The organism is Oceanotoga sp. (assembly GCF_030445905.1).
In the GTDB taxonomy this organism is placed as follows: Bacteria; Thermotogota; Thermotogae; order Petrotogales; family Petrotogaceae; genus Oceanotoga; species Oceanotoga teriensis.
Window position 1 is genome coordinate 1 of the sequence record NZ_JASUSU010000061.1, and the last position, 13,901, is coordinate 13,901.

Consider the following 13,901-nt stretch of genomic DNA (forward strand, 5'->3'; position numbering starts at 1 on the left):
TGGACCTATGTCAATATCTTGGACACAAAAAGTTGAACAAATTATGCAGAATTTTTAGCTAAGTCCTCACACTTTTGAGGAGTTATATATCCTATGCTACTATGTATCCTTTTTCTGTTATACCAGGATTCTATATATTCAAAGATTGCTAATCTTGCAGTATCATAATCAAAGTATTTAACTATATGAACTTCCTCTTTTTTCAATGAAGCATGGAAAGATTCAATACAAGCATTATCATACGGGCATCCTTTGGAGCTAAATGAATGTGTAATAATCTTTGTTGCAGCTATGTATTCCTTAAAAGCATTGCTTGTATATTGACACCCTAAATCACTATGGAGGATTAAGGGTTTAGTAGGTTTTTGTAGCTCTATAGCATTTTTAACAGCTCGTAGAGCTAATGAAGTATCGATAGATCTAGACATGGCGTAGCCAATTATTTTCCTACTATATAAGTCCATTACTGAAGCTAAATAGCACCAGCCATCTTTAACAGTATGAATGTAAGTTATGTCAGTTACCCATTTTTCATTGATAGTATTAGCTTGGAAATCTCTTTTTAAAACGTTTTCTTGTTCTTCTATCTTCCTTTTAGATGATGTGGGTCTATATTTTTTTATAGTTATAGATTTTATCCCTAATTTTTTCATTAATCGCTGCGTCCTCTTTAAACTAATATTTATTCCCTCAGCTTTCAAGGATTCGTTTATTTTGGGTGCTCCATATCGATTCTTGCTTGCCTTATGGATATCTATAATCTTGTTACATATGATTTCATTCTCAAGCTCACGCTTGCTTGGTTTCTTATTTAAATATTTATAATAAGAACTACGCGATACTTTCAGAACCTTACACATAAGCTTAATATCATGATACTTCTTGTTGTTAGTAATGAATTCAAATATACTAGTTACTTCCTTGCGAATATGCCCATAGCTTTTTTTAGTATTTCAATTTCCTCTTCAAGTTTTGCATTTTTCTTTAATAAATTTTTATATTCTTCTGCTGTTATAGTTGTATCTTTATCTACTGAAACTGGCTTCTTTTTTGATATCCATCCATTTATTGTTGATTTTGATAGGGCATACTCACGACTCAACTCTGCTAAACTCTTACCAGAGTTGTATAATTCTACTATTGTATTTTTGAATTCTTCTGTATAATGTTTTTGACCTCTTGCCATTATAAACACTTCCTTTTCTTATTAATATTTTAAAGTGTTCGGCTTTCTGTGTCTACAATATTATACTAACACCAACGTATGGATCGGAACAAACTACATTTGCTTTTTTGGATTCGAGTCTTTCTATCACTTTTAGTGCTGGTGATTCTCTCATATCTTCTATATCGTTTTTGTAAGCTACTCCCATGAGCAGAACTTTAGCACCGTTTAGACATTTTTTGTTGTCGTTCATTATATTCATAAGCTGTTCTACGACGTAATCTGGCATTGAATCGTTTATTTCTCCTGCCATTTCTATTAACCTTGTGTGGTAATCATATGCTCTAGCTTTGTAAGTTAAATAGAATGGGTCTATTGGGATACAGTGTCCACCAACTCCAGGTCCAGGATAGAAAGGCATGAATCCGAATGGTTTTGTTGCTGCAGCGTCAACAACTTCCCAGATGTTTATCCCCATTTTTTTGGCTACAATAGCCATTTCGTTTATGAAGGCTATGTTCACTATTCTAAAGCTGTTTTCTAGGATTTTTGACATTTCTGCTTCTTTTGGAGAAGATACTGTGAATACTTTTGCGTCTAATACGCTTTCGTATAGTGCTTGTGCCACTTTTGTACATTTTTCTGTAACTCCACCAACAACTTTTGGAGTGTTTTTTGTTTTGAAAGTTATGTTTCCTGGGTCTACTCTTTCTGGTGAGTATGCGAGATAAAAATCCACACCAGCTTTTAAACCAGAGTTTTCCAATATTGGAAGCATTATCTCTTCTGTTGTTCCAGGATATGTTGTACTTTCCAACACTACCAATGTTTCAGAATGCACTCTTTTTGCAACTTCTTTTGTAGAAGCTTCTACATATGTGAGGTCTGGTTGTTTGAATTTGTCCAAAGGTGTTGGAACACAGATCATCACAGCGTCACATTCAGCTATTCTATCGTAGTCTGCAGTTGCGGATAATCTTTTATTTTTTACTATGTCTTCCAATTCTTCGTTTACAACGTCTCCGATGTAGTTGATTCCCTTGTTCACTTTTTCCACTTTGTCTTCTTGTACGTCAAAACCGAGTACTTCGTAACCTGCTTTTGCTTTTTCCACTGCGAGAGGCAGTCCAACATAACCAAGTCCTATTACACCTATTTTTGCGCTTTTATCTTTTATTTTATCTATTAATTTCATTTTTCTTCCCCCTCAAAATATTTTTTTATATTTTCAACAACGTATTCCTGTTCTTTTTTCTTTAGTTCTGGGAATATTGGTAGTGCAAGTGTTGTTTTTGTTGCGTGTTGTGTTAATGGGAAATCATTTTCGTCATATCCAAGGTCTTTGAAACATTCTTGTGAATGTAGCCCTACTGGGTAATATATGGAAGTTCCAACACCTTTTTCTTTTAAGAAGTCTTTTAATCTGTCTCTGTCACCTTTTTTTAATTCAACCACGTATTGGTGGTAAACATGGCTTTTATCCGTTTTTACTTCTGGGTATTTTATTTTAGCTTCTAAATCGTGTTTTTTGAAAAGTTTTGCGTAAGTTTCTGCTTTTTCGATTCTTTTTTCTATGTATTTTTCCAGGTCTTTTAATTTTATTTTCAATATTGCTGCCTGTACTTCGTCTAGTCTTGAGTTGAAGCCAACTTCGTCGTGGTGGTATTTTTTCGCGGCTCCATGTACTCTGAGTTTTCTTATTCTTGAAGCGAGTTCGTCGTTGTTTGTTATTATCATTCCGCCGTCTCCGTATCCACCGAGATTTTTTGTTGGGAAGAAAGATATTGTGCCAACGTCTCCGACAGTTCCCGCATAAACTTCTTTTCCATCTATCTTTTCTCTTGCTCCAATTGCCTGTGCGTTGTCTTCTATTATTTTTATTCCATATTTTTCTTTGATTTCTTTTAATCTTTTAAGGTTCATTGATTTACCAAACAAGTGGACAGGAATGAACCCTTTTATCTTTTCTTTTTCTGGGTGGTTTTGTAAGATATCTTCCACTTTGTCCAAATCAACGTCGTAGTCTTTTTCTGTTATGTCTACAAATATTGGTTTTAGACCGTTTCTTGTTATGGATGACGCTGTTGCAAAGAATGTGTATGGTGTTGTGATTATGTAATCACCTTTTTCAAAACCGAGAGCTTTTATGGCAACAAGCAAGGCGTCTGATCCACTTGCAACACCTATGGCGTTTTTTGTGTTTAAAAATTTTTCTACGTTTTCTTCCAGCATTTTCACGTTGTCTCCGAGTATCATCCTTCCAGACGTGAAAACAGCATCTAGATTTTTTAGTATTTCTTTTCTGAGTTTTTCGTATTGTCTTGTCATGTCAAACAAAGGTACTTTCATGTGTTTATGCCTCCTTTTCCAGAGAAACGTCTCCGTTTTCGTCTATTTTAAATATGTATAGTTTTTTTATTTTGTTTTCTTTTGCGTTTTTTAGTATTTCTTCAGAATGTCTGAAACTCGCTATTATAACTGCGTCGTATTTTTCTTCTTTTATTTCGGCTGGCGAGTAAATGTCTATTCCGTGTATTTTGTCACCGTGTTTTGACAGCGAGTCATCTATGAACCCAATTACTTCCATGTTTTCAGAGTTTAAGACTTTTAAAACTATTCCGCCTATAACTCCAGCTCCGTAAAGCAGTATTTTGTTTATGTTGTTTTTTTCGAGAACGTTTATAACGTTTAAAAAAGAGTTTTTCGTGTCAGAATACATTTTTGACACTTCGTTCACAAAAGAAACCGTCAAAAACTGTAGTCTCTTTTTACCTTCATCTGTCAATTCGTATTTCATGTTTCTTCTATTTTCTCCGTCTTTTATTAGATATTTTTTCTCTTCAAAGTCTTTTAGGTATCTGTTGACCATTGAAGGGACTATTCCCACATTTTTTGATAATTTGTCCTGTGAAATATTTTCATTTTTCGATATTAACTTTAAGATCATCATCTCTCTGAAATTCGGTGATGGATTGAAAAAATTGTATTCGTCTAGTTCTAACATTTTATTACCACCTTTTTATTCATTCACTAAGTGAATTATAACATTATTTTTTCTATTATTCAACAAGTGAATGATAAATTTTTTCTTTTATGATAGAATATATTAGAGAACTTTTGAAAGGGGATAGAGATGAAAAAATTATTTATTTTTACAGCTTCATACCCGTTTGGATATGGAGAATCTTTTTTAGAAAATGAGTTACCAATTCTTTCAAAAAAATTTGATATAACTTTGATTCCTACTACTCCTGTGAATCAGGATGTCGTGAGAGAAGTTCCAAATAATGTAGTTATAGACAGAGAATTGTCTGATTTATTTAAAAATGAATCAGTTTTGGCAAGAAAGTTTTGGGGTTTGTTTTATTTTGATCTTTTCTTTTTTAACGATGTAAAAAATACAAAATTGAATTTTAACAGGATTAGATATATGATTTCGTGGTATTTGCAAGCTAAGAGAATAAAGAAGTGGTTTGAGAAAAAATATTTGAAAAATAATAATGAAGAAATTTTATTATATTCTTATTGGATGAATTTTGCGGCAGTTGCCATAGCAGATTTGAATAAAAAATATGATAATATAAAGGCTTTTAGCAGGGCTCATAGAGGAGATATGTATGTAGAAGACAGTAAGTACAATTATCTACCATACAGAAAGAAAATATTGAATAATATAGATAAAATTTTTACTATTTCCAGCCATGGTCAAGACTATTTGAAGAATAAATATCCTGAATATTCAAATAAGATAGATATTTCTAGACTTGGAGTAAAAGAGCAGGAGAGTTTATCTAAAAAAAGTGTGGATAATACTTTTAGAATTGTTTCTTGCTCTTATCTAAATCCAGTTAAGAGAGTAGATTTGATTATAGATTCTTTAGTAAAGGCTTCCGAAAAGATAAATAAAAAAATATCCTGGACGCATTTTGGAGATGGACCTTTAAGAAATAAAATGGGAAAAAAGGCTAAAGAAAAATTCAAAGATAAAAATTTAGAATATGATTTCAAAGGTAATGTTATGAACACAGAAATTTTAAGTTATTATAGGAATAATCCAGTGGATTTGTTTTTAAATCTTAGTTCTTCAGAGGGATTACCAGTTTCGATTATGGAAGCTATTAGTTTTGGTATTCCTGTTATAGCTACAGACGTAGGGGGAACTAAAGATATTGTCAAATCAGAAAATGGTGCTTTGTTAAAAGCTGATCCAAGTTTTGAAGAAGTAGCAAGAAAAATAAAAAGAATAACTAGCATGAATGAAGATGATATTGAAAAATTAAAAGAAAACTCAGTAAAAATTTTTAATGAAAAAGTAAATGCCAAAATAAATTATAATGAATTTATTGAAAAAATTAATAGATTATAGGAAGGGATATTAATGAAGATAATTACAATATTTGACACATCTGCCAGCACAAAAAACATTGGTGATGCGATAATAATGGATTCAGTAGAAAGAGAGCTAAATGATATTATAAGAGATTATTCTATTTTTCAGTATAAAGCCTCTACACACTCAAGAATAACTCCTGAACAAAGAGATACAATAGAAAAATCTAAATTAAAAATTGTGTGTGGAACTAATTTGTACAGGATGCATTATAGGCCATATAATATGATATCCAATCCTTGGAAAATAAAAATAACAGATATCAAATATTTAAAGGATACCTTATTTCTTGGAGTGGGAACTACTGTATTACCTAAGAAAAAAGGATTCCTTAGAAAAAGTTGGGCGAATATAAAATATAATTATTCAAAGAAACTTTGGCAAAATATTTTAACAGAAAAAATTCCTCATTCTTTAAGAGATGAAGAAACAAAAGAAATGCTAAAAGAAATAAATATTAAAAACACTATTAACACTGGTTGTCCAACTATTTGGAGGCTAGATGAAAAACATTGTAGCGAAATACCAACTCAAAAGGGAAGAAATGCTGTTTTAACTATATCTGGAAAAAAGACTAAAGATATATATTTTAAATATATAAAAACAGTTATAGATAATTATGATAAAACTTATATTTGGCCACAATCTATTGTAGATATTCCTTATATGGAAAAAATAAAATCTGATTTTGGAAATAAAATTAATGTTTTACCAGCAACTCTAAAAGCCTATGATGAAATTTTACAGAGTGAAGAATCACTGGATTATATTGGAACTAGACTACATGGCGGAATAAGGGCTTTACAACATAAGAGAAGAAGTATGATTATAGCAATAGATAGTAGAGCAAGAAGCTTTAAAAATGATTTTAATTTACCTGTAATAGATAAAGAAAATTTAAATGAATTATTTGAGATGATTAATTCTAATTTTAAAACAGAAATTGTTTTGAAAAAAGATAGAATAGATGAGTTTAGAACCAAATTAACTGAATTTATAAAAAATATGTGAGGTTCTTTGCATGAATCAATATAAAAAGATGGCAAAAAATACTGTATGGTTTGCTATAGGAAGTTTTGGATCAAAAATCATAACTTTTCTAATGGTTCCTCTATATACTCATGTTTTAAATAGAGGTGAGTTTGGTCAGGTAGATATATTTAATACAACTTTGAGTTTATTGATACCTTTTTTATCCTTGAACCTTTTTTCTTCTATTATAAGGTTTACTTTGGATAAAAAAGAGGATAAGAGTACTATTTTAATGAATACACTGGTTACTACATTAATTTTTTATGGTATTTTTTATGTTTTTACTTCACTGTTTGTGAGTGTTGATTTTTTTGTTCAATATAATCTATATTTTTATTCTATTTTAATAGCAGCTCTATTTGCAATGGCTTTTAGTATGTTTGCGAAAGGGATAGGAAAAGTTCATCTTTTTTCCATTGGGGGAATTTTAGAAACAGTTACACTTGTTGGGTTTAACTTGGTTTTTCTATTAGTTTTGAATATGGGAGTTAAGGGTTACTTTCTTTCGATACTGCTTTCAAAAATAATGACAGCGTTTTTTTTACTAATCAGCTGTAAAATATATAAATATATCGATTTTAGAAAATTAAGCAAATCAAAATTAAAAGAAATGCTTCTATTTTCATTACCATTATTGCCTAATTCTCTAAATTTTTGGATTATGAATGTTTCAGATAGATATATACTTTCATACTTTTTAGGTTATGAGGCAACAGGTATTTATTCTGCTTCTTATAAAATACCAACAATCATAACTGTAATAAATACGATATTTTATCAGGCATGGCAAATATCTGCAATCGAGAATATGAACTCAGAAAAAAGAGATAAATTTTATTCAAATGTTTTTAAAGTCAATATGGGTTTGATTTTAATTATGACAAGTGGATTATTAATGATTTTAAAACCTTTTATGAGTGTTTATGTTGCTCCAGATTATTTTATTGCATATAAATATGTACCATTTTTATTAATATCTACAATTTTTGCATCTTTTTCGAGTTTTTTTGGTATAGGATATTTGACTTCGAAAAAAACAAAGAATGCCTTTACCACATCTATTTTTGGTTCTATGGCAAACATAGCTATTAATATTGTTTTTATACCAATAATAGGTATTCAAGCAGCAGCTATATCAACTTTAATTGCTTTTTTTGTAATGTGGGTAGCGAGAGTTTTCCAGACTAAAAAATATTATAATATAAAAGTAGATTACCTTAGATTGATATCTTCCTTAATTATTATTTTTGTCCAAACATATTTGGTAATATCAAAAAAAGAATATAGCTTATTTTTACAGTTAATTTTATTTGTTATTCTATTACTACTTTTTATAAAAGAAGAGAAGATTATTTTCAAGAAAGCAATAAATTATGTTAAGAATAAAAGGAGTAAATGAAATGAAGATAATAAGTCTAATAGGAGCGAGGCCGCAATTTGTAAAAGAAGCGATAATACACGAACAGATAAATAAAACAGAAATAGAAGAAATCATAGTGCATTCAGGACAACATTATGATGTAAACATGTCAGACATATTCTTTCAAACGCTAAACATAAAAAAACCAGATTACAACATGAATATCGGATCAGGAAGTCATGGAGAAATGACAGGAAAAATAATGATAGAATTTGAAAAAATAGTGAAAAAAGAAAAACCAGACATGGTGTTAGTATATGGAGACACAAACACAACATTGGCAGGGGCAATAGTAGCGAGCAAACTAAAAATACCAGTTGCTCATATAGAGGCAGGAATAAGACAAGAGCCAAAAGACATGCCAGAAGAAATAAACAGAGTACTAACAGACAAAATATCCAATCTAATGTTCTGTGCAAGTGAAACATCAGTAGAAAACCTAAAAAAAGAAAACCAAACAAAAGGAGTGCATTTCACAGGGGATGTAATGTACGACCTATACAAAAAATTAGAAAACAAATTTTTATATGAAAAATATGAAGAACTTGATCTAGAAAAAGACAACTACATACTAATGACAATGCACAGAGACTTCAACGTAGACAAAAAAGAAAAATTAGAAAAAATATCAAAACAAATAGAAAAAATATCAGAAGAAACACAAATAATATTCCCGATACATCCTAGAACGAAAAAAAGGATAAAAGAATTTGGATTAGAAAAACACTATGAAAAAGTAAAAACAATAGAACCATTAGACTATCTAAATCTAATGGGATTAGTAAAAAACAGTAAAAAAGTATTAACAGACAGTGGAGGATTACAAAAAGAAGCATACTTTGCGAAAAAAGAAGCGATAGTGATAATGCCAGACACAGGATGGAGAGAACTAACGGATATAGGTTGGAACAAATTGGCAAACGAAGAAAACCTATACGAAAAAACAGTAGGAGAAACAAAAATAAAATATCCAGAAGATACATACGGAAAAGGAAATGCAGGAGAACTGATTGTTAATAAAATTATTGATTATTTAGGTGAAAAAAATGAATAGAAAAAAAATATTTTAATGATATTAAATAAAAGGTTTCTTCCAGATATAAGAGTAGAGAAAGAGATTAAAGAATTACAAAAAAAAGGCTATAGAGTAATGATTTTAACTAATTTAGAAGGATTTGATGATGAAAATTATGAAATTATTCGTCTTAAAACATTAAATAATTTAACTAAAATATTTTCTATTCTTTTAATTAGTAGAAATAAAATGGTTAAAGAAATTAAGAAAGAGCTTAAGTTAAAAAATATTTCTAAAATAGATTTTGTGCATGTTCATGATTTGTTGTGGGGATTTTTAGGATTAAAATTATCAAAAATTTATAAATCTAAACTTATAATGGATTTTCATGAAAATTATCCAGCTGGATATATTCATTGGTTACAAAATATTAAAAACCCTTTAATAAAAAAATTCAAAAAGATATTTTTAAACTATAAAAAACTTAAAAAATACGAAATAGAGATGGTAAAAAAATCTAGCAAAACAATTTTAGTAGTTGAAGAAGCAAAATATAGGTTTACTAATATTATTCCAGATAGAAAATTTGAAATAATATCTAATACTGAAAATCCAGAGAATTGGGAGTTTTCTGAAATGAAAGAGCCAATAGAAAGATTAGTAATATCTTATATTGGGGGTATAGGACCACATAGAGGAATTGATACAGTTTTAAAAGGAATGAAATATTTAGGAAAAAGATATGAACTTAAAGTAATTGGAATAAATAAAAATGATCCATATTATAATGAATTAAATAAAATAAACATTACATCAAACGTCACTTTTATAGAATGGGTACCTTTTGATAAAGTAAAAAATTATATAAACAACTCTCATATTTGTTTAGTCCCACACAATAAAAATGAACATACTGATACAACCATTCCGCATAAATTATTTCAATATATGGCGATGAAAAGGCCTGTTTTAGTATCAGATGTCGCTCCATTAAGAAGGATAGTTAAAGAAACAGAATCTGGAATGATTTTTCAAGCAGGTAACCCTGAAGATTTTGCAAAAAAAATTAGAGAAATGAATAATTATGATAAATTAATTAGATGGGGAGAAAATGGCCGAAGAGCTGTTGAAGGAAAATATAATTGGAAAAATGATGCAGAAAGATTGATTAATTTATATAAAGAATTAGGAAATTAAGGAGCAGAAATAAATGAAAACAGCGATGATATTCGGAACAAGACCAGAAGCGATAAAAATGGCACCGTTATACAAAAAGATGAAAGAAAAAGGAATAGAAGCAAAAATAATAGCAACTGCACAACATAGGGAAATGTTGGACCAAGTATTGGAACTATTTGAAATAAAACCAGACTACGATCTAAACATAATGAAAAAAGGACAAACCTTATCAGAACTAACTTCTAGACTGGTAACAAAAATAGATGAAATACTCAAAAAAGAAAAATTCGACAACATACTGGTACACGGAGACACAACATCCACATTTCTGGGAAGTCTCGCTGCATTCTACAACAAAATACCCGTAGGACATGTAGAAGCAGGGCTAAGAACAAACGACATATACAACCCATACCCAGAAGAAATGAACAGGAGACTAACGGGAACAATAGCGCAATACCATTTCGCACCAACACAAAAAGCAAAAGAAAACCTATTAAAAGAAAACATAGATGAAAAAAACATAACCATAACAGGAAACACAGTAATAGATGCACTACTATGGGTAAAACAAAACAAACAAAAAGACATAGAAAAAATAAAAGAAAAATACAACATAAAAGATAAAAAATACATACTAATAACAATGCACAGAAGAGAAAACTGGGGAGAACCAATAGAAAGTGTAATGAAAGCAATAAAAAAATACATAAACGAAAACAAAGAAATGCACATAGTATTCCCGGTACATCTAAACCCAGTAGTAAGAGAAACTGTAAACAAAATACTTGGAAAAGAAGAAAAAGCTATATTGATAGATCCAGTAGAATACCTAGAATTCATAGCATTAATGGATGCAAGCCATTACATAATGACAGACAGCGGAGGAATACAAGAAGAAGCACCAAGTCTTGGAAAACCAACACTAGTACTGAGAAAAACAACGGAAAGACCAGAAGCAATAAAAGCAGGAACAGCAAAACTAATAGGAACAGAAGAAAAAGAAGTATACCAAGCGATGAAAGAAATGGAAACAGAACAATACGAAAAGATGAGCAAGGCTAGCAACCCATTTGGAGACGGAACAGCTTCAGAAAAAATAATAGATTTTTTAAAAAAAAAAAATAATAATAAAAACTCTGAAATATAGGAGGTAAAAATGGAACAAAAAATAAAAGATAAAACAATAAAAATAACAGTAGTAGGAATGGGATACATAGGACTTCCAACATCGATAGCTTTTGCAGATGCAGGGTTTGAAGTAAATGGCTATGATGTAAATGAAGAAGTAATAAAAACTTTGAAATCTGGAAAAATACACATAGTAGAACCAGACTTACAAGAAGCTTATGAAAAGGTATTGAATTCTGGTAAATTAAAACCTACAAATGAACTAGAAAAATCAGACGTATTCATAATATGTGTTCCAACACCATACATAAAAAAAGAAGATAAAAAAGTATCAGACCTCAGTTATGTAGAAGCAGCATCAAAAAGTGTTGCTCCCTACATAGATAAAGATACTTTAGTAATACTTGAATCAACAGTACCTCCTATGACAACAGAAGAAATAATGGGGAAAATAATAGAAAAAGAATCAAGATTAAAAATAAATGAAGATTTTTTGGTAGCCCACTGTCCAGAAAGAGTGTTACCTGGAAAAATATTATACGAACTAAAACATAATGACAGAATAATAGGAGCATCAAACAAAAAAGCAGAAGAAATAACAAAACAACTATATGAATCAATCCTAACAGAGGGAAAGGCTTATACAACAGATACAAATACAGCAGAAATGTGTAAGTTAGTTGAAAATACCTACAGAGATATAAACATAGCCTTTGCAAACGAACTATCCATAATATCTGATAAAATGAATATAAATGTATTTGAACTTTAGGTTATAGAATTAATATAGATGATATCAATGAATTACAAGAAAAAATTGAATTAGCATTAAATAAAAATTGGGATACAAATAAAATCATTGATTTTGCTAGTAGTTTTTCTTGGGAAAGTAACATTAGTATGTTTATGGATATATATAAAAAAATTTTAGAAAAAAACTATGTTGATTAGAGGGAATTTTTGTGGAAAATAGCAGACAATTTTTAAAAAGATTAGCTGGTTTTTCTATTGGTCCTATAGGAGCAGCTATATTAGGGTTTATAAATGTACCCGTTCAAACTTGGTTGATTGATCCAAATCAACTAGGTAAAGCAGCTATGTACACAATGGCTTTCCAGTTGACTTCTCTTTTTTTGAATTTGGGAATAGACCAAGCCTATGTCAGAGAGTATAACGCAGAAAAAGATAAGAAGAATCTGTTGTGGAATACATTTTTAATACCATTTATATTTTCTTTAATCATAATGTTTGTGTATTTATATTTTTATGAACCTATATCTATTTTATTATTTGATTCTGTTGAAAAATATATTATACAAATATTGGCTTTTGTTTTACCATTTGCTATTATTTTTAGATTCAATACATTAATAATTAGAATGAAAGAAAAAGCAAAATTGTTTTCTTTTGTTCAAATTTTCCAAAAACTTATGACTTTAGGATTTACTGTGATAATTCTTTTATTTTTTAACAGAAATTTTAAAGGTATAATACAAGCACAGTTTTTTTCAATGGTTTCAATAGCTATATTAACAACTGTAATAAATCTAAAAGATTGGTTGTATAAATTTAAGATAGATAGAAAACTCATTAAAAAAGTTGTTTTATTTGGGTTACCAATAATACCAGCATCAATAATGTCTTGGATACTTAATTCTATGGATAAAATAGCTTTAAGAGCATGGTCTGATTTTGAATCTATAGGTCTTTATTCAGCAGCATTTAAAATAGTTGGTATTATAATAATAGTACAACAAGCATTTGCTACTTTTTGGGCACCAACAGTTTATAGATGGTATGAAAATAATGTTGCTAAAGAAAAGTATGAAATAGTAAGTAATAAATTAAATAGCATAATGATTTTATTGTTTGGATTTATTATATTATTTAAAGATTTGATAATTAAAGTCTTGTCTCCAGAATATTCTGAGGCTTCTGTAATAATACCCTTTTTAATGTTTTACCCTATAATGTATACTCTTTCAGAAACTACTCAAATGGGTATAAGTTTTAGCAGAAAAACATATTATAATATAATAGTTACTGGAGTATCAGGAGGTATAAATATACTTGGAAATTATTTACTGGTTCCAAAATATGGAGCACTTGGTGCATCTATATCAACAGGTATTAGCTATATTATATTTTTTTGGCTTAGGACTATAATTAGCAGATTTTTATGGGTTAAATTGAATATTAAAAGACATATTATTTCTACTATTATGATGATATTTTTTGCTTTTTTATCTATAATGTATAATAATTTTATTATTAATTTCTTTTCTTTTATATTAATAGTTATTTATACTTTTAAAGATATTAAGTCTGCTTTTTATTACATAAAAAGTATAATTAATTTTAAAATACAAAAATCATCAGATAAATAAAAATGATATTAAATATATAATTAATATTTTTAAGAAAAAATTTCAAAAATAAATAAATAATTAATTAAAAACTCTTACATTTGTGATATGATACCTCCAAAGTAGACACGTAATTAATAAAAATTACAAAGCTGCTTTGGAGGTATATTTATTATGTCGAGAAAAGGGAAATATAGTAAAGA

At 29.2% G+C, this 13,901-nt stretch carries 12 protein-coding genes; 8 read left to right on the plus strand and 4 right to left on the minus strand.

The window, feature by feature from the left end; genetic code table 11:
• Positions 1 to 41 precede the first annotated feature (41 nt).
• From PWP28_RS12850 to PWP28_RS12865, 4 genes are all read right to left on the minus strand, one after another.
• A protein-coding gene (locus tag PWP28_RS12850) for an IS3 family transposase (protein WP_374045498.1) occupies positions 42 to 1,186 on the minus strand; the annotation gives its coding sequence in 2 pieces (ribosomal slippage) (positions 42 to 949 and positions 949 to 1,186; 1,146 coding nt in all).
• A 52-nt stretch (positions 1,187 to 1,238) separates the two neighbouring features.
• Complete coding sequence (locus PWP28_RS12855) at positions 1,239 to 2,360, minus strand: nucleotide sugar dehydrogenase (protein WP_308644918.1); 1,122 nt, start codon at positions 2,358 to 2,360, stop codon at positions 1,239 to 1,241.
• Positions 2,357 to 3,514: a DegT/DnrJ/EryC1/StrS family aminotransferase gene (locus PWP28_RS12860; RefSeq protein ID WP_308644919.1), complete on the minus strand. Its 1,158-nt coding sequence runs from the start codon at positions 3,512 to 3,514 to the stop codon at positions 2,357 to 2,359. The genes PWP28_RS12855 and PWP28_RS12860 overlap by 4 nt, the downstream gene beginning before the upstream one ends.
• A 4-nt stretch (positions 3,515 to 3,518) precedes the next feature.
• Positions 3,519 to 4,169, minus strand: a complete 651-nt coding sequence (locus PWP28_RS12865; protein WP_305081241.1) for a winged helix-turn-helix transcriptional regulator — start codon at positions 4,167 to 4,169, stop codon at positions 3,519 to 3,521.
• 129 nt (positions 4,170 to 4,298) lie between these two features.
• Here PWP28_RS12865 and PWP28_RS12870 point away from each other — a divergent pair, with 129 nt between their 5' ends.
• From PWP28_RS12870 to PWP28_RS12905, 8 genes are all read left to right on the plus strand, one after another.
• Positions 4,299 to 5,531, plus strand: coding sequence for a glycosyltransferase (locus tag PWP28_RS12870; protein WP_305081240.1), 1,233 nt, complete (start codon positions 4,299 to 4,301; stop codon positions 5,529 to 5,531).
• Between the two features lie 12 nt (positions 5,532 to 5,543).
• Positions 5,544 to 6,566, plus strand: coding sequence for a polysaccharide pyruvyl transferase family protein (locus PWP28_RS12875; RefSeq protein ID WP_305081239.1), 1,023 nt, complete (start codon positions 5,544 to 5,546; stop codon positions 6,564 to 6,566).
• Positions 6,567 to 6,576: 10 nt separating this feature from the next.
• Complete coding sequence (locus PWP28_RS12880) at positions 6,577 to 7,986, plus strand: oligosaccharide flippase family protein (RefSeq protein WP_308644920.1); 1,410 nt, start codon at positions 6,577 to 6,579, stop codon at positions 7,984 to 7,986.
• Between the two features lies 1 nt (position 7,987).
• Positions 7,988 to 9,061, plus strand: a complete 1,074-nt coding sequence (gene wecB, locus PWP28_RS12885; protein WP_305081237.1) for a non-hydrolyzing UDP-N-acetylglucosamine 2-epimerase — start codon at positions 7,988 to 7,990, stop codon at positions 9,059 to 9,061.
• Positions 9,062 to 9,076: 15 nt separating this feature from the next.
• Positions 9,077 to 10,219, plus strand: coding sequence for a glycosyltransferase family 4 protein (locus PWP28_RS12890; protein WP_308644921.1), 1,143 nt, complete (start codon positions 9,077 to 9,079; stop codon positions 10,217 to 10,219).
• Positions 10,220 to 10,232: 13 nt separating this feature from the next.
• Positions 10,233 to 11,351: a non-hydrolyzing UDP-N-acetylglucosamine 2-epimerase gene (gene wecB / locus PWP28_RS12895; protein WP_308644922.1), complete on the plus strand. Its 1,119-nt coding sequence runs from the start codon at positions 10,233 to 10,235 to the stop codon at positions 11,349 to 11,351.
• A gap of 9 nt (positions 11,352 to 11,360) precedes the next feature.
• Entirely contained in the window at positions 11,361 to 12,104 is a 744-nt protein-coding gene (locus PWP28_RS12900; protein ID WP_308644923.1) for a nucleotide sugar dehydrogenase, read from the plus strand.
• Positions 12,105 to 12,294: 190 nt separating this feature from the next.
• Positions 12,295 to 13,719 (plus strand): oligosaccharide flippase family protein, encoded by a 1,425-nt coding sequence (locus tag PWP28_RS12905; RefSeq protein WP_308644924.1) that lies wholly within the window; start codon positions 12,295 to 12,297, stop codon positions 13,717 to 13,719.
• Positions 13,720 to 13,901: the final 182 nt, after the last annotated feature.

Bases quoted from the DNA above. Each gene is read 5' to 3' on its own strand.
- PWP28_RS12880 (WP_308644920.1), top strand. From the start codon at position 6,577: ATGAATCAATATAAAAAGATGGCAAAAAATACTGTATGGTTTGCTATA.
- PWP28_RS12890 (WP_308644921.1), top strand. From the start codon at position 9,077: ATGATATTAAATAAAAGGTTTCTTCCAGATATAAGAGTAGAGAAAGAG.
- PWP28_RS12855 (WP_308644918.1), bottom strand. From the start codon at position 2,360: ATGAAATTAATAGATAAAATAAAAGATAAAAGCGCAAAAATAGGTGTA.
- PWP28_RS12870 (WP_305081240.1), top strand. From the start codon at position 4,299: ATGAAAAAATTATTTATTTTTACAGCTTCATACCCGTTTGGATATGGA.
- PWP28_RS12860 (WP_308644919.1), bottom strand. From the start codon at position 3,514: ATGAAAGTACCTTTGTTTGACATGACAAGACAATACGAAAAACTCAGA.
- wecB (WP_308644922.1), top strand. From the start codon at position 10,233: ATGAAAACAGCGATGATATTCGGAACAAGACCAGAAGCGATAAAAATG.
- PWP28_RS12865 (WP_305081241.1), bottom strand. From the start codon at position 4,169: ATGTTAGAACTAGACGAATACAATTTTTTCAATCCATCACCGAATTTC.
- wecB (WP_305081237.1), top strand. From the start codon at position 7,988: ATGAAGATAATAAGTCTAATAGGAGCGAGGCCGCAATTTGTAAAAGAA.
- PWP28_RS12900 (WP_308644923.1), top strand. From the start codon at position 11,361: ATGGAACAAAAAATAAAAGATAAAACAATAAAAATAACAGTAGTAGGA.
- PWP28_RS12875 (WP_305081239.1), top strand. From the start codon at position 5,544: ATGAAGATAATTACAATATTTGACACATCTGCCAGCACAAAAAACATT.